This is a genomic window from Flammeovirga aprica JL-4, from assembly GCF_012844305.1.
GTDB classification, from domain to species: domain Bacteria; phylum Bacteroidota; class Bacteroidia; order Cytophagales; family Flammeovirgaceae; genus Flammeovirga; species Flammeovirga aprica.
This window is the reverse complement of sequence record NZ_JABANE010000002.1, coordinates 23,617-47,179: the sequence shown is the minus strand read 5'-3', so window position 1 is coordinate 47,179 and position 23,563 is coordinate 23,617. Positions and strand designations below refer to the sequence as shown.

General features: G+C 36.8%; 17 protein-coding genes. 16 read left to right on the top strand and 1 reads right to left on the bottom strand.

All coding sequences use genetic code 11. The annotated features are described in order from the left end of the window. Positions 1-54 precede the first annotated feature (54 nt). The 16 genes from HHU12_RS00900 (at position 55) to HHU12_RS00825 (ending at position 22,564) form a co-directional block, all read left to right on the top strand. Positions 55-3,864, top strand: a complete 3,810-nt coding sequence (locus HHU12_RS00900) for a trifunctional MMPL family transporter/lysophospholipid acyltransferase/class I SAM-dependent methyltransferase (RefSeq protein WP_169654260.1) — start codon at positions 55-57, stop codon at positions 3,862-3,864. Beyond that, positions 3,840-5,372, top strand: coding sequence for a phytoene desaturase family protein (locus HHU12_RS00895; RefSeq protein ID WP_169654259.1), 1,533 nt, complete (start codon positions 3,840-3,842; stop codon positions 5,370-5,372). Before HHU12_RS00900 ends, HHU12_RS00895 begins: the two co-directional genes overlap by 25 nt. Next, positions 5,373-7,022 (top strand): C45 family autoproteolytic acyltransferase/hydolase, encoded by a 1,650-nt coding sequence (locus HHU12_RS00890; protein ID WP_169654258.1) that lies wholly within the window; start codon positions 5,373-5,375, stop codon positions 7,020-7,022. Positions 7,023-7,028: 6 nt separating this feature from the next. Beyond that, complete coding sequence (locus HHU12_RS00885) at positions 7,029-8,315, top strand: phenylacetate--CoA ligase family protein (RefSeq protein ID WP_169654257.1); 1,287 nt, start codon at positions 7,029-7,031, stop codon at positions 8,313-8,315. A gap of 64 nt (positions 8,316-8,379) precedes the next feature. Beyond that, a complete protein-coding gene (locus tag HHU12_RS00880) occupies positions 8,380-8,595 on the top strand; it encodes a hypothetical protein (protein ID WP_169654256.1) in 216 nt (71 codons plus the stop codon). Positions 8,596-9,019: 424 nt separating this feature from the next. Further along, positions 9,020-10,000 (top strand): hypothetical protein, encoded by a 981-nt coding sequence (locus HHU12_RS00875; RefSeq protein WP_169654255.1) that lies wholly within the window; start codon positions 9,020-9,022, stop codon positions 9,998-10,000. Positions 10,001-10,244: 244 nt separating this feature from the next. Beyond that, complete coding sequence (locus HHU12_RS00870; protein ID WP_169654254.1) at positions 10,245-10,901, top strand: helix-turn-helix domain-containing protein; 657 nt, start codon at positions 10,245-10,247, stop codon at positions 10,899-10,901. Between the two features lie 418 nt (positions 10,902-11,319). After that, positions 11,320-12,309, top strand: coding sequence for an adenylate/guanylate cyclase domain-containing protein (locus HHU12_RS00865; protein ID WP_169654253.1), 990 nt, complete (start codon positions 11,320-11,322; stop codon positions 12,307-12,309). Next, positions 12,306-12,857, top strand: a complete 552-nt coding sequence (locus HHU12_RS00860; protein WP_169654252.1) for a Pycsar system effector family protein — start codon at positions 12,306-12,308, stop codon at positions 12,855-12,857. The genes HHU12_RS00865 and HHU12_RS00860 overlap by 4 nt, the downstream gene beginning before the upstream one ends. Before the next feature lie 502 nt (positions 12,858-13,359). Next, on the top strand, positions 13,360-14,121 hold the full coding sequence (locus HHU12_RS00855; RefSeq protein WP_169654251.1) for an adenylate/guanylate cyclase domain-containing protein: 762 nt from the start codon (positions 13,360-13,362) through the stop codon (positions 14,119-14,121). Beyond that, complete coding sequence (locus HHU12_RS00850) at positions 14,118-14,675, top strand: hypothetical protein (protein ID WP_169654250.1); 558 nt, start codon at positions 14,118-14,120, stop codon at positions 14,673-14,675. Before HHU12_RS00855 ends, HHU12_RS00850 begins: the two co-directional genes overlap by 4 nt. A gap of 232 nt (positions 14,676-14,907) precedes the next feature. Further along, positions 14,908-15,351 carry a hypothetical protein gene (locus HHU12_RS00845; RefSeq protein ID WP_169654249.1) on the top strand — a complete coding sequence of 148 codons (444 nt, stop codon included), beginning with the start codon at positions 14,908-14,910 and terminating at the stop codon, positions 15,349-15,351. Positions 15,352-15,489: 138 nt separating this feature from the next. Continuing rightward, on the top strand, positions 15,490-16,473 hold the full coding sequence (locus tag HHU12_RS00840; RefSeq protein ID WP_169654248.1) for a hypothetical protein: 984 nt from the start codon (positions 15,490-15,492) through the stop codon (positions 16,471-16,473). A 425-nt stretch (positions 16,474-16,898) separates the two neighbouring features. Further along, positions 16,899-18,008, top strand: coding sequence for an efflux RND transporter periplasmic adaptor subunit (locus tag HHU12_RS00835; protein WP_169654247.1), 1,110 nt, complete (start codon positions 16,899-16,901; stop codon positions 18,006-18,008). Between the two features lie 16 nt (positions 18,009-18,024). Further along, complete coding sequence (locus HHU12_RS00830; RefSeq protein ID WP_169654246.1) at positions 18,025-21,180, top strand: efflux RND transporter permease subunit; 3,156 nt, start codon at positions 18,025-18,027, stop codon at positions 21,178-21,180. After that, positions 21,110-22,564 (top strand): TolC family protein, encoded by a 1,455-nt coding sequence (locus HHU12_RS00825; protein WP_205959738.1) that lies wholly within the window; start codon positions 21,110-21,112, stop codon positions 22,562-22,564. Before HHU12_RS00830 ends, HHU12_RS00825 begins: the two co-directional genes overlap by 71 nt. Before the next feature lie 227 nt (positions 22,565-22,791). On the opposite strand, the gene HHU12_RS00820 is transcribed toward HHU12_RS00825, so the two are convergent. Beyond that, complete coding sequence (locus HHU12_RS00820) at positions 22,792-23,271, bottom strand: hypothetical protein (protein ID WP_169654244.1); 480 nt, start codon at positions 23,269-23,271, stop codon at positions 22,792-22,794. Positions 23,272-23,563: the final 292 nt, after the last annotated feature.

Sequence of the window (23,563 nt, the reverse complement as noted above, 5' to 3'; positions counted from 1 at the left end):
CTGCACTTTTTTAAGTACCGAATAAGTGCCCTTTACCTTCTAACGGCCCTCTTCTTGGGAACTGTTTCGTATACAGTTTACAAAATTGGGTTCAAAGAAGATATCATGGAAATGCTTCCCACCAACGAAGCATTAGAGAAATCAAGCTTTATTCTAGGGAACAGTAAGTTCATGGAAAAAGTGATTGTGTTGGTTTCTTTGGAGAATGACGAGAAAAATCCAGATGTATTAATCAAAGGGATAGATGCATTAGCGGAAAAACTGGAAGAAGGTGAAGTCGCTCCTTTTGTGGAGAAAAAGATGGCAAAAGTCAACTCCTCCCTTTTTACAACTTATTACCAAACCACTTTTGAGCACCTTCCCATCTATCTGACCGCTCAAGATTATGAGCGCTTGGAAGAAGAGCTGGAAGCAGGCACAGATCCCTTATTCAAAAACCTTTATAAGAACCTGATTACCCCTTCGGGAATGCTTTTCAAACAGTACATTCCCAAAGATCCATATATGCTTGTGCCGTCGGCATTGAAGCGACTAGAGCATTTTCAGTTTGATAATGGCGTTGTATTATATAAAGATCACTTTGTTAGTAAAGATCAAACAACAGCCTTGATGTTTATTTCCTTGACGCATCAGGGAAGTGATTCCAAAAAGAACAATGAATTTAAGGAAGCCATAGAGCAATCAATCAGTGAAATCAAAGAGGAATACCCTCAACTGAACTATGAGTTTTATGGTAATCCGATCTCCACACTCTCCAATGCCAATCAGATCAAACAAGATGTCAATGTTACGATTACGGTAGCTTTGGTGTTGATTATCGCATTGATCAGTTATTACTTTAAAGATAAATTTATCTTCCTCTTATTGCTGATTCCTCTTCTTTTCGGTTTCGGAACAGCTTTGATCGCCTTATATTTCTTCAAGTCTTCCATCTCTTTGATTGCCATTGGTATGGGAGCCATTATTATAGGCATCAGTATTGATTTCTCCTTGCACGTACTTACGCATTATAGAGTGAATCAATCGGCAGAAAAAGTGGTCGGTGATCTTGCCACGCCATTACTGCTCAGTGCAGGGACGACATCTATTTCCTTTATGTGCTTGAACTTTTTGAAGGCCAAAGCCATGAATGATTTAGGGATATTTGTAGCCATCAGTATTATCATTTCGGCTTTGGTAGCCTTGATTGTCCTTCCAGTAATATTAGATAAACTAAAACCAAAAGTGACAAGTACTGCTCCACAGAAAAAGCACTTTTTAGATAAAATAGCCAACTATCATTTTGAGAATAATAAAGGGTTGGTGGCTTTACTTTTAGGGTTTGTATTCGTTTGTTTCTTCTATGCCGGAGATGTAAAATTTGATGCACATTTAGATCGCTTCAATTACAACTCACCGGAAGTACAGCTGGCAGAAGAAAGAATCAACCGCATCAATCCTGCCATGGTCAGCAATATTCTTTTGGCTTCGGAAGGGAAATCACTGGATGATGCCATTTACCAAAACTTTATATTACAATCATCGCTTGACAGCTTGAAAAAAGAGGGTTTCGAGTTTGATGAAATGCTGACAAGTACACTGCTTATTCCTTCTAAAATTCAAATAGAAAGAATTATACGCTGGAAACAGTTTTGGACGGCAGAAAGAATCGAAAAATTGAAGGAAGGTTTTGCAGAAAGTGGAAAGCCTTATGGTTTTAGAGCCAATACTTTTGATCCTTTTTGGGCGTCATTGGAGAAAGAATACAAAGTATTTCCAGTAGAAGAGCAAATCAAAGTTTTCTCTACTTTGGTCGATGATTTTGTGATTGAAGCAGAGGATTACCACGGCGTAACTTCATTGGTGAAAACCGATGGAGACAAAAAGAAATTGATACCGCAAATACAAGCCTTGAGTTATGTAGATGTAGTAGAAAAGCAGAGTTTTCTGAGTCAGATTATTGATATGCTGCACTCAGAGTTTGATGTGCTCGTTTCCATGTCTTCGATTGTTGTATTACTATTATTGCTGATCACTTTTGGTAGAATAGAACTGACGCTGATCTGTTACCTGCCGATCATCATGAGTTGGGTGATGACCCTGGGAATTATGGGGATGTTTGATATCCGTTTCAATATTTTCAATGTGATTATTTCCACTTTCATTTTCGGAATCGGCATTGATTACAGCATATTTATCACCAAAGGTTTACAGGAAAACACCATAGACAATACAAAGGAACATTTACCGGTTTATAAAAGTTCTATCTTGTTGTCTTCCATCACAACATTATTAGGGATTGGTGCCATGTTTTTTGCACAGCATCCTTCCCTGCGTTCCATTGGTTTGCTGACCATTATTGGTATTGTTTCAGTACTGATGATGACCTTTATTTTTCAGCCGTTGCTGTTCAAAGCATTTATCAGCGTACGAACGGATAAAGGAAAACCGCCTGTTCGTTTTTTACAATTACTGAAAAACATTATTGGCTATTCGATTTTTGTTTCAGTCGCACAGCTGATCACACTCCTTAGTTTACTGTTGTTCTTCCCTGGCTTGAAAGCGAAGATGCGACAACGTAAATTACTCTTTCACACCATTCTTTGTTACTTCTTCAGAGGCTTTTTGAATTCGCCTATGTTTGAAGGAAAGATATTTAAAAACTTCCCGAAAGAAGACTTAGAAGGTCCATCAGTGATCATTGCCAACCATCAGTCCTTTTTGGATATTTTCTTGGTGTTGGCCGCTAAGCGCAAGGCTGTTTTAGTGACCAATAGTTGGGTGTATAATTCTCCTATTTTTGGTAGAGTAGTAAGAAAAGCGGATTATTTATTGGCAGATGAAGGGATAGGAGAGGAGCAACTGACAAGGCTGAAGTCAATGGTGGAAGATGGTTATTCAATTATCGTTTTCCCGGAAGGTACTCGATCAAAAACAGGAGCGTTGAAACGTTTTCATAAAGGAGCCTTTTTATTGGCTGAACAGCTTCAATTGGATATTGTACCGATGATGATTCATGGTACACACAGAGCCATCAACAAATCGGAGTTTTATTATGAAAGAGGTGATATACGCGTTTCTTTCTTGCAGAAAATAAAATACGAAGATCCTTCGTGGGGCGATACTTACCAAGCTAGAACCAAAGCCATTTCAAAGTACTTTAAGAAAGAATACTTACAGCTTTGCGAAGAACTGGAAACGGTGGATTACTTCAGAAAAAGAGTACTGTCCAATTACCTTTACAAAGGGCCTGTAACGGAATGGTATGTCAGAATTAAATTGATGCTGGAAGATAATTTCAGACTTTTTGAGTCCTTATTGCCGAAAGAAGGAGTGATTACAGACCTTGGCTGCGGATTGGGCTATACCACACAGATGTTGGCGTATATGTCTGAAAAACGTCAGTTATTAGGTATTGACTATGATGAGGAAAAAATCAGAATAGCCAACAGTGGGGTGCATTATCAGGAGAATATTCATTTTGAAAGTGGTAATATCAAAACACACCCTTTCCCAGCATCCGATGTGTTTATCATCAGTGATGTATTGCATTACCTTCCAAAAGAAGAGCAAATAAAAGTAGTGAAAAGGTGCTTGTCGCTGTTGAAGCCCAATGGCTTTTTGATTGTCAGAGACGGAGACAAGGACGAAGAACAGAAACAGAAAAAAACTAAGCTGGCAGAAGTTTGGTCTACAGAAATTATAAAATTCAATAAGGTAGAGAACGAACTGGAATACATTTCCAAGCAGGAATTTTCTAGCATTATTGATGAACTCGGATACGAACTGGATGTAATTCCAATGTCTAAAATTACATCGAACAGCCTTTATTTAATCCGAGAAAAAGAAACAAAAGCAACATGGAAAGAGAGTTTGATATCGTAATCATAGGCAGTGGCCTGGGAGGTTTGCAGTGTGGCTATATTCTCGCGGATGAGGGGTATAGTGTTTGTATTTTGGAGAAAAACAGACAGTATGGCGGTAACTTGCAAACTTTTGTAAGAGACAAGAAAATCTTTGATACCGGTGTTCATTATATCGGTGGACTGGATGAGGGGCAGAACTTGAACTCTTTTTTCAAGTACTTCAATATCATGGACGATTTGAAGCTTCAGAAATTAGATGAAGATGCTTTTGATTTGATCTCGTTCGGTGAGGATGAGAATGTATATCCTTATGCACAAGGGTATGACAATTTTATAGAAAAGTTATCTGCCTATTTTCCCGAAGAAAGAGAAGCAATTGTACATTTTTGTGATACACTCAGAGATATAGTATCCAAATTCCCCATGTACAGTCTGAAGCCGGACAAGGTAGACGATCAGTATTTTGAGACGTTGCAGATTGGATTAATTGATTATCTGGAGTCCATTACTTCCAACAAGAAACTGCAAAGCGTACTTGCCGGAAACAACCTTCTGTATGCTGGTAGAAAAGAATCAGCCCCTCTTTATGTTCACGCATTGGTACTCAATTCCTACATTGAAAGCAGTTACAAATGTACTGGCGGAGGAGCACAGATTGAAAGACTTCTATCGAAAAACCTTAAAGCAAAAGGCGTGGTGATGAGAAACTACGCTGAAGTGACAGGTTTTAATATTGAAGACAAGCTTGTGAAATCTGTCATGATCAATGGTGGAGAGGAAAAGGTGTATGGCAAGAAGTTTATTTCCAATATTCCGCCTGCAGTGACGGTCAATATGATTGATAAGAGCTTCTTAAGAAAATCATATATCAAACGCATCAATTCACTGCCGAATACACCGTCAATCTTTATCCTTTATGGTGTGTTGAAAGAGAAGACCTTTAAGAATATCAACAGCAATATTTATCATTTTGAATCTGATTCCCCTTGGGATAGTATTAATTATCCTGAAGATGATTTTGGAAACGGCTTTGCGTTATTCTTCAATAAAGACGCTAAAAATCCTGAGTATTGCGACAGCTTCTCTTTGATGACCTATATGAATTTCAGTGAAGTGGAACAGTGGAAGGATACTTTCCATACTATACCGCATCATAGAACTGAAAGAGATGAGGAGTATGTGAAGTTTAAGGAAGAAAAAGCGGCAGTTTTATTCAAAAAATTATACGACAGATTGCCCGAAATGGAAGGATGTATTCAGAGTTACACCACTTCCACACCGCTTTCTTTCAGAGATTATATTGGTGCTGTTGAAGGATCTTTATACGGCATTGAAAAAGATTACAGAAATCCGCTTAGAACGTTTATTCCTCCTCAAACCAAAGTGGATAACCTGCTGCTGACGGGTCAAAACTTAACATTACACGGTATTTTAGGGGTGACAATCAGTGCATTTATTACCTGTAGTTCGATTGTCGACATAGAAAAAATACTGGAAAAAGTAAACGCGCAAACTACCTCAAACTAAATGAAGAAAAAGCATTTTATCCTTCTGACTTTACTCGCCATAGGCATTATTTGGTGCCTTTCATGGCTGTTTATTTCACCTCCTGCACTAAAAGATTATGCTGACTTTGAAGCCATAAAAGTGGATACAGTCACCGAAAATCATTTTACACTGGGGAAGAACTTTCTGAAGAAAAAAAATAAAAACCTTTGGGAAATGTATTCTGAAGGAGAACCCTATGAAATAGGTTATTCTACAGGAATATTGGCACAAGGACTGCTGTACCGTCAGGAAAAAGCATTTGTAAGTCAGATTAATGAATTGATTCCAAGTAAAAATTACCTGTCGTTTTTGCGTGTGCTGATTGCCTTTTTCAATAGAAACTTAGACGCAAGTATTTCAGAAGAATACTGTCAGGAAATCTATGGCATGTCGCAGGGTTCAAATGAGGAGTTCAATTATATCGGCCCCGCTTACCAACGTTTGCTGAACTATCATGGAGCACATGATATTGGGCACGCCTTACAGGAATTAGCTTTGGTAGGTTGTACTTCTTTTGCCGTAAAGGATGATAAAACCGACGATGGAAAACTGTTGGTCGGCAGAAACTTTGATTTTTATGTAGGGGATGAATTTGCGAAGGAAAAGATGATTCACTTCGTTAACCCTAAAGAAGGCTACAAATTTGCATCAGTGACTTGGGGCGGATTTGTAGGTGTCGTTTCCGGTATGAACGAAACAGGCCTGACCGTCACCATCAACGCCGCCGAATCTGAATTGCCCACTTCGGCCGCAACACCTATTTCATTAATCGCAAGGGAAATACTGCAATACGCCAAGACTACTGAGGAAGCCTATCAGATTGCATTAAGAAGACAAGGGTTTGTATCAGAAGCCATATTAGTGACTTCCGCTGCAGATAGAAAAGCATTGAGTATAGAAAAATCACCTTCAGCGGTGGATTCTCTTTATGATCAAAACAATCAGCTCTTGACCACCAACCATTATAAAACAGCATCCATGAAATCGGCCACCGCCTATGATAACGCTTATGCGAGCTATTATAGAATGGAACGATTGAAAGAGATGATCAATGACACTACAGTGCTAGGTGTGGAAGAGGCCGCTTTTATTTTAAGAGATAAAAGAGGACTAAAGAATACGGATATTGGGCTGGGTAATGAAAAAGCCATCAATCAGCTGATCGCACATCATTCCATTATTTTCAAACCGGAAACCAAAGAAATGTGGCTGTCCACTTCCCATTTCCAACTGGGGGAATATATCCATTATAACCTTGATTCCGTTTTCAAAAATGCCCCCATATCCTCTACAAAAAGTTTAGCCATTGATTCCTTAAATATAGCAGAAGATCCTTTCGTACAGACAGCACAGTTTAAAGGTTATTTGACTTTCAAAAAGCTAGTCAAAAAATACATAAACCTAGCGGAAGAAGAGCGTTTGACACAAGCTGAAATTGATGATTTTATCGCCTTAAACCCTTCTTCTTATTACAGCCATGAGATTATAGGAGATTATTATGCGAAAAGAAATCAAACACAGCAAGCTATAAATTATTATCAAAATGCCTTGACGAAAGAAGTGGCTTCTCATCACGAAAAAGTGAACATTGAGAAGAAACTATCCGAACTGCAAGGGCAGACAAAGTAAGAAGTGATGTTTCAAAATTTAGATACAAAATCTGTTGAGGAGATAAAAGCTTATCAAGAGATTGAATTACAGAAGTTGGTACACTATGTTTATGCCCAATCTCCTTTTTATAAAAAGGTTTTTGATGAGCATCAACTGACCCCCAATGCCATTCAGACTTTAGAGGACTTACAGCAACTGCCGGTCACTCAAAAGGAAGATCTGAATGGAAAAGAGGAGGATTTTTTATGTATCCCAACACACGAAATCGCAGAGTATTTTACCACTTCAGGCACATTAGGCGATCCCATTACGTTTATGTATTCTGAAAACGACCTGGAGCGATTAGCCTACAATGAAGCCACTTCTTTTGAAGGAATTGGTATCAATAACAAAGACATCATACAATTGATGACCACCGTGGACAAAGGTTTTATGGCCGGCATTGCCTATTACCTCGGTGCCAGAAAACTGAATGCAGGCTTTATGAGAGTAGGCCCCGGCGTACCGCAAATGCAGTGGAACATGATTCAAAAAATCAAACCCACGACCCTTATTGTCGTCCCTTCATTTATCCCTCATTTGGTAGAGTTTGCGGAAAAAAACAATATAGATTATAAAAACTCAAGTGTAAAACGCTTGCTGTGCATCGGTGAACCGGTCCGCAATCAGGATTTCACACTCAACGCATTAGGAGCCAAAATCGCCTCTTTATGGGATGTAGAACTCTTCTCCACTTACGCCTCTACAGAAATGGGCACCGCCTTTACAGAATGTGAAGCCAAAAGAGGCGGGCATCATCACCCCGAACTACTCATAGTAGAATTACTGGATGAAAACAATAAAGTGGTAGAAGATGGAAAAAAAGGAGAAGTCACCATCACCACATTAGGTATCACAGGCATGCCCTTACTCCGTTTCAAAACCGGAGACATCGCCATCAAACACACCGAAAAGTGCAGTTGTGGAAGAACAACCTTCCGTCTAAGCCCAATCTTGGGCCGTAAAAACCATCAAGTAAAATTTAAAGGCACCACCCTCTACCCTCCAAAAATCGAAGACACACTCCATCAAATCAAAGGTGTAGAAAACTTTGTGATCGAAGTCTCCAAAAATGAAATAGAAATGGACGACCTGCATGTCCTTATCGGCGCACAAATCAACACCAAAGCCTTTATCAGTGATATCAAAGAAGCCTTTCAAAGCAATCTAAGGGTAACACCAAAAATCTCAGTAAAAACACCAAAAGAGATACAAGGATTGATGTTTAGAAATAACTCAAGAAAGCCCGTTCGTTTTTTTGATTTAAGATAAATGTAGGGACGTTGCATTGCAACGTCCGCTGAACCACCACAAGGACCATGTGCCGTATGCTCGTATGCGTAGACCCATAATTGAAATTATGGGCTTATGGGAAGACATCTCATTTTATGATCCTTTGATTAAATTATTAGGTTTATTCATATTTATGGATGCCGTTGTAGGGATGTTGCATTGCAACGTCCGCCGAACCAAAAGCAACACTGTGTTTCATACACCACAGTTAAAACTGTGGGTAGGTGATACCGCAACCTGGTCAAGACTGAAGTCTTGAAGGTTGAAATCCCCCTGGCGCGAATGTTAAGCGCAAGCGTCATTCGTGTCCTACAGATCACTAGAAATCTCCTGATTTCTAAATACCATAAATAGTAGAAAATCTAGTTTGTAAGTGGTTTTCATGGTGGTTCTTAAACCACAAGGCATTATGGCTCTACATCACGATATCTTTTCAATTTAGAAGTTTCATTGATTGCAAGAGGCCTGTAGGGATGTTGCATTGCAACGTCCGCTGAACCACCACAAGGACCATGTGCCGTATGTTCACAGACGTAGCCCCATAATTGAAATTATGGGCTTTTGGGAAGACATCTCATTTTATGACCCTTTGATTAAATTATTCAATTCGTTTTGTTTTTTGTTATTCATAATTTATTTAAATTCAAGCCTCTCTATGAAAAACTACAAACAAGCAAACAGATATGAAATCAAAACTAATACTATTACAACTGTTCTACTTTATCATTGCATTTTCAGGTAAAGTTCAAGCACAAGAGGTGATGACGCTTTCGGGTAAGGCTTTTTATTTAAAAGAAACGTATATAAATTATGATGTGCCAATAAAAATAGACACTCTTGAGTTGAATAAATTCAAAGTTTATCTCTTGCAATCTTTAGAAAAAGATCCTATCCAAAAGAAAGTCTTCAAGACGAAAGAAAACAATAATTTCCAATTTACATTTAAGAAAAAACTGTTGAAGAGGTATAAATACCTTGAATTTCATAGCAGTCGTTTATCTTCCAATCATATTATCAAGCTCGATACTTTATCCCAGAGTAATTTTTCTGTGATAGTGGAAAAAATCCCAGTAACAGTGCTTGTCGCAAAACCTATCATTTATCTGTATCCAGAAAAAGAACAGACCGTACAGTTAACGTTAGATTTTAAAGGTGAATTACTGAATACCTATCCAAAATACGATAACGGTTGGACGGTGAAAGCCTCTCCTGATGGAAAATTAATAGATACAAAGGATGGAAGAGCGCATGAATATTTATTCTGGGACGGAACCTATAATTTTAGTAAAGAACATTACGATTATAAATCAGGCTTCTATGTCAAGCGGAAAGAATACATACCATTTTTAGAATCCAAACTCAGTTACATTGGCCTAACGGAAAGAGAAGCCAATGATTTTATTTCCTATTGGCTACCCGAATTGAATAAAAACGAAATCAGCTTTATCCATTTCAGAATCAACGATAATATAGATAACACCGCTTTTATCTCTTGTGTTCCAAAATTTAACACCCACCTAAGAGTGTATATGGAGTTTAAAAGTGTATCCAAAAAGAGCATCGGAGCATTGCCGGAAACAAAATTACCGAAGATAGAAAGAAAAGGATCAGTCCTAGTGGAATGGGGTGGTGCGGAAATAAGAAATGATTTACTTACACCTTAGACCCACAATTGAAATTATGGGCTTTTGGGAAGATATCTCCCCTTGGCGCGAATGTTAAGCGCAAGCGTCATTCGTGTCCTACAGATCATCAGAAATCTCCTGATTTCTAAATACCATAAATAGTGGGGAATCTAGTTTGTAAGTGGTTTTTATGGTGGTTCTTAAGCCACAAGTAACTCAGTGTACGTACACCACAGTTAAAACTGTGGGTAGGTGATACTGCAACCTTATCAAGACAGAAGTCTTGAAGGTTGGTAACGTAGGCAACACTTTAGTGTTGGTGGAGTCAATATCACTTGCCCATGACTTTAGTCGTGGTGCACGCTATTTTGATCCTTTCATTCAACTCCATCACAGAAAAATCATCCAAAGCTTGATCGAAGACAAGCGGTTTACCGTTGCAGAGATTGCAGAAGGTTTAGAAGTCTCTCCTTCCACCATCTACCGCGAACTTAAACGTAATACACATCCCGTTACCAAAAAATACAATGCGGAGTACGCACATAAGTTGTACCTCGCCCGAAAAAAGTGGGTAGGTTCCAAAAAGAAGAACCCTTTTATACCGCATCCCTACCGAAAAAATAAGTACGAACTCTACGCCGAAAGAAAATACATCTATTGGCTTTCTGATCAGTATTATGATCTCAAGCTAAAAGGCAAGAACTACGACTTTGTCTACCTCAAAAAATGGTACGCCTATCGCCTCGGCAAAAAGTATTACCATCATCAAGACGATTGGCAATACTACGACCTTTGGATGGAACACTTCCGCCTCCTTAGAGCACAAGAACTCCAACCCGGTCCAAAATACTATTGGATGCGTGAACTGATCAAAGAAACAACACCATTTACCCTCTGGAAAAACCCAATCAACACGTTGGAACAGAAGAAGTGCGTCTAATCCCTTCTCATCCCTCTTCCTTTATCCCTCTTACTTCTCATTTCATCCTTCATCCCTCAAATTTCTTCTCTCTTCCCTCATCCCTCTTATCTCAATCAGGGATTTTTTTATGCCCCTACTTTTCAAAACCAAGCTCAAGCCTCTTATTTTCTGCTCTTTCAAAATAAAATTGCATTTGCTCACGAATTGAAAATGAAATACAATTTTTTAAATCGTTTTGTTTTTTGTTATTTAATATTTTTTTAAATTCATGCATCTCTTACAATAAACTAAAACAGCAGGCGAACTTATTTTTGAAATTTAGCTACAGACTTGGTGTGGTGGTGTGAGAGGTTTCATTAATTTATGTATAAACGCTACTGTCACATTATTTCAATAATGTTGTTTATCAAATGTTTTATGCCATTAAAAACAGAATATGCCTGTAAAGCCAATCATAGATGAAATAGAAAAAGAAGTCGTTGATGTAACAAATACAAACTTTGTACATAATGATACATCTGTTGTCCCTAGCCTAAAGGATTCAGATTTAACTTATGAGAGCGGTGTTGATAAAAAAGGAAAGAAGATTGAAACGTGTGTTTTGTTTGTTGACATCAGAAATTCTGTCGCCTTAACCGAAAAGCACCACACCCAAACTATGGGGCGTATTTACACCGCATTCACCAAAGCAGTTCTAAAACTAGCACGCCATCACAAAGGGCATACTCGAAATATCATAGGAGATAGAGTTATGGTTGTTTTCCCTGTAAAAGACTGTTTTACCAATGCAGTAAATTGTGCTACCTCAATCAATCATGTCGCTGAAAAAATCATCAATAAAAAATTCAACGTGGATTTCAAGTGTGGTATCGGTATTGATTTTGGTGAATTAAGAGTAATCAAAGTTGGTATTCAGCGAAACGGCAGTGAAAATGGTGAAAACAAAGGATTGGTTTGGGTTGGCTACCCAGCAAATCTGGCTTCAAGGTTGACAGATGTGGCAAACAAATCTTTTGAAGAAGATTACTTTAAGGTAACACGGCATCCAATTAATCCACGTGCGATTAAACCAATGTTTCCAATGCCTAGCATCTTTGGAACCACCAGCAATTATGACCCTAATGCTCCATTTTATCTCAGTACAACTGAAACAGTAGAATTAACGGTTGAAGAATTTGCAAACTCCATTGCTCAGTATGATGATGGTCGTTTATTTACTGGTGGAGGAAAAAACATAAAGTTTGAAAAGAAAACTAGAAAATATAGTTACCCCCCTATTCTATTAAGTGAGGTAGTTTACAAAGGCTATAAAAAAGCAAAACCTAATGCAAACGACATAAAAGGTGATTGGTGGCAAGAACAAAAACATGACATTCCAAATGTTAAAGGGAAAGTTTATGGTGAGGATTTAACTTGGTCAATATGATTGATCAAAAAGAAATAAAGATTCGAGAAGAACAATTATTCAAAGTCTTCAATAATGTGAATGACTGGTTAAAGTTTGCAGAAGCAAAAAATGCTATGCTCATTGCGTTTAATGGAGCTTCTATTTTCGGTTCTATTAAATTGCTCAACTTAGAATACATCAAGTCCTCAGACTTTTTAGAAGGTTACTTCTTCTTTGTTATTATTTGTCTCGTTTTCTCAACCGTGAATTGCCTGATATCTTTCGCTCCAAGAGTTAAAATAATCAAAGGTGGGTTTTATGACTCTGGAAAAATCCCTAACGTATTATTCTTTGAATACTTGAAAGGGAAGAGCAATCTAGAAATTATAGAAGAAATCACTGGAGATGGCAAATCAGATCAATACACTGCTTTAGAGAAAGATATTGCCGAACAGATTAAGCAGAACTCAATAATAGCAAGCAGAAAGTACTCACACTTTACAATATCGGTATGGATTACAATCTCATCCTATATTACTTTACCATTGGCAGGTATATTTTGCATATATACTTATCTGAGTAATTGAAAATAAACCACGCTACAAAACGAAATGAATAAAATAAAAACGGCATACAATAATTAGGGCTTAGTTTGGTCTTCAGACCCAAAAATTAAGCCCTAGTTGAACAAAGGCGGTGGAATTTTCCATACACTCAGCAGAATGGAAATTAGGAAGGACTTTACGATTACTTGAAATGTCTTTTTTCGTTGAAAACTTTTACATTGATCACTTTAACGCTTTTTCAAAATAAAATTGCATTTGCTTACGAATTGAAAACGAAATACAAATTTTAAGTTGTTTTGTTTTTTGTTATTTATTATTTTTTTAAATTCAGACATCTTTTACAGAAAACAAAAACAACAAGTGAACTTATAAGGAAATTTAGCTAAAGACTTGGTGTGGTGTTGTGAGGGATTTTTTAATACGGGATAAACGTCACTACCACATTATTGAGATAATGTGATATAATTTTATTTATCAAATGTTAGTTGCTATGCAGGCCGTACACATAAACATATAATATAGAATGAAAGTTACATCAAATATTGCATACGATTACGAAAATAGTTTTGATAGAATTCAAGAAATACTTGATTCATCTGAAACTTTTGAACAGGTTGATTATGTTCCAGATAGTGATAATTTAACATATAGTAACGGATATTATTTCAAATGTTATTCGATTTTTATTGACATTCGGGATTCATCAAAACTACCTGATAAATTTCAAAAAAGAACACTTGCTAAAATTTATAGAGCATATATATCTGAAATAGTTGCGCTATTCCAATCATCTAAAGAGTGCAAAGAAATTAACATTGTTGGAGATAGTGTTTGGGCAATATTTCTTGCTGAAAAGAAAGAAGATGTGAAAAAAATTTTTGGAGCAGCATATGCAGCAAATTCTATTGTCAATACGTTAAATTATAAACTCTGTAGAAAGAATATAGACCCTATAAAAGCTGGAATTGGCGTGGACAAAGGTGATGCCTTAATGGTTAAAGCTGGATTTAAGGGTAGTGGCTTGAATGATGTAATATATATGGGAGGTGTAGTAAATAATGCTAGCAAATTATGCTCTAAAGCCAATAAAGGGTGGATAAATGAAATTGTAGTCTCTAAAGCTGTTTATGATGATTTATCTGGATATAAGAACTCCTTGGATAAATATTACCAAGATATGTTGACGCATAATACAGAAGAAAATTTCTATCATGGTTCTATCATCCGCATGGATATGAATGATTGGTTAGCAGAACAAAAACAAAAAAATCCTTGCTCAAGATGAAAACTGAAGATAGATACAAAAATCTCGAAAGAGTAAATTATTGGGTAGCAAATGCTGACACTAAGGTTTCTTATTTATTAGCAATACAAGGTATAATTTTAACTCTTGTTTTTACAAGTAGTATTAATATTGCAATCCTGAAAACCATAGGATATAGGTTTGATTTCACGAACATTACATGGGCTTCTTCCATGAGGTTTATTGAAGGTATTAGTTTATATTGTTTTCTTATTTTTGTTATTCTTTCTTTTGTGAATATTTACAAAACATTAAAAGCACAAATAGACTCTTCTGTATTTCAAGAATTAGATTTGAAAACAAACTCACTTTTATTTTTTGAAACAATTGCAAATAGAAAATTTAAAGATTTTGAATCAGAGCAAATTTCATTATCTGACCAAGAGCTAGATAGCCACATTGATTCACAAGTATTTATTAATTCAAAGATTTGTCAGAAAAAATTTAAACACTATAATTTATCATTACGATATTGTTGCATTTCATTAATACCAGCAATAGTTTACGTAATATTAAGAATAAAGTACGGTAGCTAGCAGTGTATATACAAAATAGGCGATATAGTAGTAATTTCAGCGGTTGGAGCCCACTTGAACTTCTCAACGGTTTGATAGGATTGGAGTCCGCAGTCGCCTCTTTGTATATATTAACCGTTAAAAACAAGTTAGAAAGACCATTCTACAAAAGATTAAGTAATGGAAAATGAAAGGATTAAATTCATAGGAAATTATTAAATAAAGATTGGAGATAATAATTAAAACTTATATTATGAAAAAATTTAAAGACATACTTAAAGCACAACAGGATTTTCGCTCAAGAAGAAATAATTTTCTTAAAATTAACTATAGCCTTTTTGGTAATCTGATAAAACAAATATATGATATTGAGGGATTTCCAAAAGGAGCAATGATTAAATACCAATATGGCTCAACAAAGAATACTAATATAATTGAAGAATTAGTAGGTATAAATGATAAAGGAAATTGCAGTATGAAAATTAATATTATTGCAGATGGAATTGATCACATTTTTGACTTTGTAACAACCAAAGAAAATGAAACTTTAACATTACAAATAATATCAGGAAATAACTATGAAAACTTTAACTACTCTTTTAATGAATTCACCAATTTTGATGATTTAGATTTCGAAGACGAGATAAACTATATAATTCAATCTATTATCAATACATATGACATTTGGAAATTTTAAACTCAGAACAAAGTTCAGTTGCTAACATGTTGAAATAATGTTAAGTGGGTATATTAAGGTTTATAGCCCACTCGATCTGAGTAGCAGTTTGACAGTAAATTGCTTTGTGAATCACCGTTATATGTGATAAATAAAAAAATGAAAAAGTACCTTTATTATCCAAATCTTGAACCACCCAATACAGAGTGGCTAAAATTTGCAATTCTATATTTAGAGAATTTTGAGAGTATTGTTCCTTATCAAAGACAACACTTAGTTTCAGATGAATATAGGAGACTTCAAGACGAAACAGATTTAGTTTCGATGTATTCTCCTGAATACAATCAGGGATATAGAGCTTCATTAAAAGCAATTGAAGAGGCAGATAAATTTATAGATAAACCATATCAAAGAAGTCATCTTTTTAGAAGAGTCAATTTACAAAGAGATTGGCGAAATCGTGAAAATTGGAATTATCAAATATTCTCTGAAAAATTCTCTAACGAGTGGGCTGAATATTGTGAAGATAAAGGAATAGGTGGAAAAAATGAAGAAGGACTAATGTTGCCGAAAGAATTGGCTTTTTTGTTTATGACATATTTAGCAAAAGAAATATCTCACGAACGTAACGGTTCAATAATTACAGATAACATCGAATATGACAATTACACAAATTACGAAAGAATACATAATCCTATTGAAAGTAGTAGAAATAAGTTTTTAATGAACCTTATGAATTTCTTAATTCCAGCTAACATCTCTGATATTTCGATTAAAGATTTGATAAAATTTAGAAATAAAAACAGGGAAAGAATTAAAGCATTTAATCGACAAATTGATTTAGTTGAAGATTCAATAAGTAATGGGCTTTCCGAAAGAGATTTAATAGAAGGGTTTAATGATACCTACTCAGGATTAACAAAAGAGATTTTATTATTTGGTGTGGGAGTAGCATCAATTCCTTTTGCAGGTTATTTACTAATCAATAATCCAGTTGCTTTAACCGCAGAATATGCAAAAGAAATTATCGGGGCAATGGGAATAGGATTTGGAGGAACATTTGCAATTAATAATGCACTTTATGATAGTAGTGACAGAAGAATGTGTAAAAAATATTTAGCAAATGTACGAAGAATAAAATAAACACAAAGCATAACTATGTATATGTTGATTATACTCGCAAAAGCTAGTCACGTCACATTCTTTATCGAGCATATTACTATTTTCTTCTCAATAAGAAGCTGATATATTACAAAATTTCTTTACTGAATTTGAATTATTTTTCAGATTAGAATTAGAAAAGAAAAACGGAGACGATAAATAAATTACACATGGTTTGAAGAACTATTAATTTTCAAACTATGTGTATTTTTTTTAGCAAAAAAATCAAAAGAAAAAGCAATAACTATATATATGTTCCTGAAAAAGAAGTAAACACCCCAAACCACCCCACTTTCCCACCTCTAAACTCTTAATAAATACTAATGATTCAACTTTCGTTTAAACAATTAATATAAAAGAAGGAAATTGCAACAACTTAATTATCAACCCTAACAGACAGGATCATAATGTCCAGTAACAAAAGCTTAATTCTTTTATTATCACTTCTTGTACTATCGTGTAATAAAGATGAACAGACTACAAACAACAAACCCATTCATCCTTATAAAGTCGTTGAGGCTGAGGTAAGAGATGTATCTTACGAAAAATCGTACCCTGCAAGTGTAAAGGGGGAAGTCAGTAGTGAAGTGCGTGCTAAAATCAGTGGTTATATTGACGCAGTTTATGTAGACGAAGGTCAGAAAGTAAGAAAAGGGCAAAAACTCTTTCATATCGAAACGGCTTCTTTGAGTGAGCAGGTGGAAACTGCAAAGGCTCAGGTGGCAGTGGCAGAAGTGGAAGTGGACCGTTTGCGCCCGTTAGTAGAAAAGAAAGTAATCTCGGAAATTCAACTGAAAACCGCTGAGGCAAGATTGGCGGAGATGAAAAGTAACTTGAATACGATCTATGCCAACATTAGTTATGCTACAATCACAAGCCCGGTGAATGGAGTGGTCGGTTCTATTAATTTCCGTCAGGGAACATTGGTAGGCCCCAATACGGCTTCATTGACAGAGGTGTCTGACATTCAGAATGTGTTTGCTTATTTCTCCATGAACGAGAGAGATTTCCTTTCTTTCACCAAAGATGTGAAGGGGAAAGACATGGAAGAGAAAATTAAAAACCTGCCTGCTGTACAATTGCAATTAGCAGATGGTTCAATGTATGCCAATGAAGGGCATATTGTAACGATTTCTGGTAGTATCAACCAGGAAACGGGTTCGGTATCTTTTAGAGCGAAGTTCCCTAATCAGGAAGGTGTTTTGAGAGATGGTAGTAGTGCCCGTGTGATTGTGAGCAACATGGTCAACAATGCCTTGGTGATTCCTTATCAATCTACATTTGAACAACAAGGACAGACGATTGTGTATAGAGTTTCTGATACGGACTCTTTGTACACTAAGAAAGTGACTTCAAGGATTAAAACAGACAAATTATTGGTGATTGATGAAGGCATCAAAAAAGGAGATAAGATTCTTGCTGAAGGTGTGAACGTGGTGCGTTCGGGCCAGAAGATCGTTTCCAAACCAACAACTGTTGATGAAGTACTAGAAACTTACCAAGCCACATTCAAATAAGATTAACTCCAATTTCATGTTACAAAAATTTATTGACAGACCTGTATTGTCAACAGTAATCTCTGTGGTGATTACATTGTTGGGGATATTAGGTTATATGGACTTACCGGTATCTCAATACCCCAATATCGCTCCGCCTACTGTTGCTGTAACAGCCAGTTACCCGGGTGCCAGTGCACAGACCATTCTTGAAAGTGTGATTGTGCCGATTGAAGAACAGATCAATGGTGTGGAAGGCATGACGTATATGACGTCGAGTGCATCCAATGACGGTGCGGCTTCTATTACCGTTTTCTTTGAGCAGGGCATTGACCCCGATGTGGCGGCGGTAAACGTTCAAAACAGGGTGGCAAGAGCCAATGCCAAATTACCGGCAGAGGTGATTCGTAGTGGTGTGATCACAGAAAAGAAAGAAAACTCTTCTTTGATGTATGCGGCCATCTATTCAGAAAATAAAGATTATGACGAGACTTTCGTGTCCAACTACTTTAATATTCAGCTGAAACCTGAGTTGCAAAGGGTAAAAGGGGTGGCCTCAGTTTCTCCGTTTGGAGCCAGAGATTATTCGATGAGAATATGGCTTGATCCAGCGAAAATGTCTACGTATTCAGTGACGACCACTGATATTCAAAATGCCATCAATGAGCAAAGTTTGGAAGCGGCAGCAGGTGCCTTGGGACAAAACTCCGGTTCTCCTTTTGAGTTTGTAATCAAATATAAAGGCCGTTATAAAACACCGGAAGAGTACAAAGATATTATTATCCGTTCGGAAGGAAATGGCCGTTATTTACGTTTGAAAGATGTGGCGGATGTAGAGTTAGATGCTTTTTCTTATGATACAAGGTCCATCACATTAGGTCACCCAAGTGTGAGTTTTGGTATTTTCCAAACACCAGGTTCCAATGCGCAGGAAGTGATCGAAAACTTGCACATAGAGTTACAGCGCTTAGAGAAGACCTTCCCTGATGGTATCAAGTACGTGATCAACTATGACACCAACAAGTTCTTGACGGCTTCTATGGATAAAGTGAAAATAACATTGATTGAAGCCTTTATCTTGGTATTCCTTGTAGTTTGGATTTTCTTACAGGATTTTAAATCTACATTAATTCCAGCCATTGCTGTACCCGTAGCCATTATTGGTACATTCTTCTTCTTGGGTGTTTTAGGGTATTCCTTAAACTTATTGACGCTTTTTGCATTGGTACTCGCCATTGGTATTGTGGTGGATGACGCCATTGTAGTAGCGGAGGCCGTCCATGCCAAAATGGATAATGGAGAGAAAGATGCACACAAGGCGACAAGTAAAGCCATGAGTGAAATTTCTGGTGCCATCATCTCTGTAACATTGGTAATGGCGGCGGTATTTGTCCCGATTACTTTTATCAAAGGCCCATCAGGGGTATTCTATGAGCAGTTTGGTGTGACATTGATTATTTCGATTTTAATCTCAGCTGTTAATGCCCTCACACTTAGTCCGGCCCTGTGTGTACTTTTCTTAAAATCACATGAAGGGGAGGAGAAAAGAACATTTTTAGATAAATTCTATGAAGCATTTAACCTTGCATTTAATATAGGTGTAAAGAAATATACAAGAACTTTACAGGTGTTCTTAAAGCACAAGTGGCTTACATTGGTGGCATTGGTTTTCAGTTTTGGAGGCATTTATTATTTCGATGCCAATACGCCATCAGGTTTTGTTCCTTCAGAAGATAGAGGTGTAATTTTTATCAATATGGAATTGCCAATTGGTTCTTCAATGGACAGAACATTTGCTATGACCGAAGAAATGTTGGCCGCTATTAAAGGAACGGAAGGGGTACACTCTGTATCCATGCGTTCGGGTTCCAACTTCTTCTCAGGAGCAGGTAGTTCATACGCTTTAGGTTTTGTGCTTTTGAAAGATTATAAAGAGAGAACAACTCCTGAAACAACTAAAGAAGGTATTATTGCAGAGTTGAAAAGAAGAACGGCACATATCAAAACGGCCAAAACGATCTTCTTTGTACCTCCAAGTATTCCAGGTTTTGGTAGTTCAGATGGTTTTGAATTCCAGATCTTAGACAAAGCTTCTGGTCAGTTGTCAGGATTGGATGAAGTGGCGAAAAAATTCACTTCAGAAATTCAAAAATCAGAAGTAATTGCCTTTGCTTCCAACTCATTTAATGTGGAATTCCCTCAGTTAGAAATGGAAATTGATGTAGCCAAGGCCAAAGAGTCAAAAGTATTGGTGGGTGATATTTTCAAATCCATGCAAGGGTTTATCGGCGGTTATTATGTAGCGGACTTTACACGATTCGGTAAACAACTTCGTGTGAATATGCAGACCAAACCGGATGACCGTAAGAATGAAGGAAGTTTGGATAATATGTTTGTCAGAAACAGCGAAGGGACTATGGTTCAGATTTCAGAATTTGTGAAACTGACAAGATCATATGGTCCTCAGTCCATCAAAAGATTCAACTTATACAATGCAGTGACGGTAAACGGTGGTGTAGTAGCAGGACACAGTTCAGGTGAGGCCATTGCTGAAATCAACAGAATTGCTCAGGAAACATTGCCATTGAATTACGAAATCGCTTACTCTGGCTTGACAAGAGAGGAGATCAGTTCTTCAGGACAATCAGTCTTTATCTTTATGCTGAGTATATTGTTTACGTACCTTTTCTTAGCAGCGCAGTATGAAAGTTATGTTCTTCCATTTGCCGTATTGTTCTCTATACCTTTTGGGGTATTGGGTGCTTATAGTTTTACGAATTGGAGAGGTTTAGAAAACAATATTTACTTCCAAGTAGCCATGATTATGTTGGTAGGTTTGTTAGCCAAAAATGCCATTCTGATTATTGAGTTTGCCTTGCAGAGAAGAAACGAAGGTTACTCCCTCTATGATGCGGCAATTGAAGGGGCAAGAGAGCGTATCCGTCCAATCTTAATGACATCATTTGCCTTTATTTTAGGTCTGATGCCATTGGTAATGGCTAGTGGAGTAGGAGCAGCGGGTAATAAATCTATTGGTACAGGTGCTGTGGCAGGGATGTTAGTGGGTACTTTATTAGGACTGATTTTCATTCCAGTATTGTTCGTGGTGTTCCAGGGCATTCATGAAAAACTATTTAAGAAGCGTACTCCTCAAAAACCTGAAAAAGAAGAACAAGAACATGCAGTATACTAAACTAACCCTATTAAGTGTACTCCTAAGTATGCTTATGTCTTCTTGTCTGATCCGTAAAGATTACACAAGAACTGTAGAGATAGACGACGAAAGCCTTTACAGAATCACCAACGAAAATGTGGCCCATGATCAGAATTTTGGGCAGATCATCTGGTCTGATTTCTTTAAAGACAGCTTGTTAACAGATTATATAGACAGAGCCATCAACAACAATTACGATGTAAGAATAGCATTGGAAAATGTGGAGATCGCCAAGTCACTTTTCAAGCAAGGTAAGAGTGTAAACCAACCAACCGTCAATGGTAATATTTCGGCGGGTTACACCCAAAACTCTGCCAATACTCCAATAGGTAATGCTTTTGGTAATCAACAGCAATACAATGTGGGAGTGGATATGTCTTGGGAAGCGGATATTTGGGGTAAATTAAAAGCCACAACGGAAGCTTCAAGAATGAATTTACTGACGCAAGAAGAAGTAAAGAAAGCCATTGTTTCTGATTTGGTCAGCCAAGTGGCCTATAATTATTACCGCTTGATTGGTTTTGATAAACAAAGAGAAATTTTGTTGAAAACGATCAAATCAAGAGAGGAAAGCTTAGAGGTGACGGAAGCATTGTACAAAGCAGGTGAATTGACTTTGGTAGCTGTAAAGCAATCAGAAGCCTTGCTTTACAATTCAAAAGTGTTGTTGGTGGAAGCGGAGAAGAACATTGAAATCTCAGAAAATGCCATTTCTTTCTTAATGGGAGAAAACAACCACGCCATTGAAAGGGATTCTGTATTCAATGACCGTTTTGACTTTAAGTTAGATGTAGGTCTGCCTATACAGTTATTAGAAAACAGACCTGATGTAAAAGCAGCGGAGTACAACTTGATCAGTACTTTTGAAAGGGTAAATATCGCGAAAGCAAATTTCTACCCTTCTCTAAGAATTTCCGCTTCAGCAGGACTTCAAAGTATTCAAGTGCAAGATTGGTTCAACCCGTCTTCTTTCTTGTTTAATGTTTTAGGTTCGGCAACACAACCGATCTGGAACCAACGTCAGATTAAAACACAATACGAGATCACGCAAAGCGAAGAAAAAATTGCTTTACTGAATTTCCAGAAGCAAATCCTTTTGGCAGGGCAGGAAGTCTCCAATTCTGTTTTGATTATTGACAAACAAGAGGAGGTGATCATCAATCAAGAAGCAGAATGTGAAGCTTACCGTCTAGCTGTAGAATATTCACAAGACCTTTTGGTATCAGGTTCTGCCAATTACTTGGAAGTAATCACTGCCCGTCAGAATCTTCTGAATGCAGAAATCATTTTAGTCAATAATAAATTGGTGAAAATTACAGAACTGATCCGCTTGTATAACGCCTTAGGTGGCGGATGGAGCTAGGTTTTTGAGGGAAGAATTAAGAGGTATGAAGGAAGAGTTGTTTCCCAAAACTGGTTCAAGTTTTAAGCTGAAAGCGTGATTTGGACCTATATCTGGAATAAGTCTGAAGATTTATAGTGGTGCAAGTTCAGCTATAAGTCTTCAGACTTATTGCAATTATAAGCACAAGTGTCGCCTGCCGGCTTAACACTTGCGCTAGTGGTTCGGGATCTGCTCTATTTTATTTTTTAGAAAATCATATACCCCAAACTAAACTTCAATTCAAAACTTTCCTTCTGATATAAATCGTAATCATAAGGAGAATGATCTGGAGTATGAACTCCAATAGGATATCCCAATAAAAATTGATAGATAAATCCCTTCTTGCCAATATGCCTGTAGGTGATTTGAGGAGAAATATAAATCTGAAAAGGAGCCACTTTATGAAGATCATAATTCAATACGGATCCTCCATCTAGCCTTTTACCTGTATCCAATTGCCCGAAAAGGGCTGTACTAACATAAAGCTGTTTTAAATGTCCTCTTCTTGATATTCTATCATCCTGAATATAATATTTTGGAGCTACCGAAATGATCGTAAAGAAGCCGGCCGCTGTACCATCATTATAAGGCTCTGTTCCCGTTTCCAAGCTTAAATCCCCTTGAATTCCCCATTTATCAGTAAACTGATAGTCATAGAAAAAATTAATATTAAAAAGTGGAAGCATTTTAAAGGAACAAGGTGTATTTAAAATACCTATTCGTGAAATATCTTTTTTTATTTGTTGAGAATAAGAAGAAAATGAAATTGTGAAAAATAATAATAGTAGTATTGATTTTATTTTGAATGACATTTTAGATTGAAGATTACGTTGCTTTTTCAATTAGTTTATACCCTAGATAAATGAAGGAGAATTGATGACAAGGTGTATACTTTGTTTTGGGATCTTTTAACAGTGATTGTAATGAAGAGTTAAGAATGTAGAATTAAGAAAAATGGTTCTTGTTGTGGTTCGTGAG

Bases quoted from the DNA above. Each gene is read 5' to 3' on its own strand.
- HHU12_RS00835 (WP_169654247.1), top strand. From the start codon at position 16,899: ATGTCCAGTAACAAAAGCTTAATTCTTTTATTATCACTTCTTGTACTA.
- HHU12_RS00860 (WP_169654252.1), top strand. From the start codon at position 12,306: ATGATTGATCAAAAAGAAATAAAGATTCGAGAAGAACAATTATTCAAA.
- HHU12_RS00865 (WP_169654253.1), top strand. From the start codon at position 11,320: ATGCCTGTAAAGCCAATCATAGATGAAATAGAAAAAGAAGTCGTTGAT.
- HHU12_RS00850 (WP_169654250.1), top strand. From the start codon at position 14,118: ATGAAAACTGAAGATAGATACAAAAATCTCGAAAGAGTAAATTATTGG.
- HHU12_RS00830 (WP_169654246.1), top strand. From the start codon at position 18,025: ATGTTACAAAAATTTATTGACAGACCTGTATTGTCAACAGTAATCTCT.
- HHU12_RS00845 (WP_169654249.1), top strand. From the start codon at position 14,908: ATGAAAAAATTTAAAGACATACTTAAAGCACAACAGGATTTTCGCTCA.
- HHU12_RS00825 (WP_205959738.1), top strand. From the start codon at position 21,110: ATGAAAAACTATTTAAGAAGCGTACTCCTCAAAAACCTGAAAAAGAAG.
- HHU12_RS00875 (WP_169654255.1), top strand. From the start codon at position 9,020: ATGAAATCAAAACTAATACTATTACAACTGTTCTACTTTATCATTGCA.
- HHU12_RS00820 (WP_169654244.1), bottom strand. From the start codon at position 23,271: ATGCTTCCACTTTTTAATATTAATTTTTTCTATGACTATCAGTTTACT.
- HHU12_RS00840 (WP_169654248.1), top strand. From the start codon at position 15,490: ATGAAAAAGTACCTTTATTATCCAAATCTTGAACCACCCAATACAGAG.
- HHU12_RS00895 (WP_169654259.1), top strand. From the start codon at position 3,840: ATGGAAAGAGAGTTTGATATCGTAATCATAGGCAGTGGCCTGGGAGGT.
- HHU12_RS00855 (WP_169654251.1), top strand. From the start codon at position 13,360: ATGAAAGTTACATCAAATATTGCATACGATTACGAAAATAGTTTTGAT.
- HHU12_RS00890 (WP_169654258.1), top strand. From the start codon at position 5,373: ATGAAGAAAAAGCATTTTATCCTTCTGACTTTACTCGCCATAGGCATT.
- HHU12_RS00880 (WP_169654256.1), top strand. From the start codon at position 8,380: ATGCGTAGACCCATAATTGAAATTATGGGCTTATGGGAAGACATCTCA.
- HHU12_RS00885 (WP_169654257.1), top strand. From the start codon at position 7,029: ATGTTTCAAAATTTAGATACAAAATCTGTTGAGGAGATAAAAGCTTAT.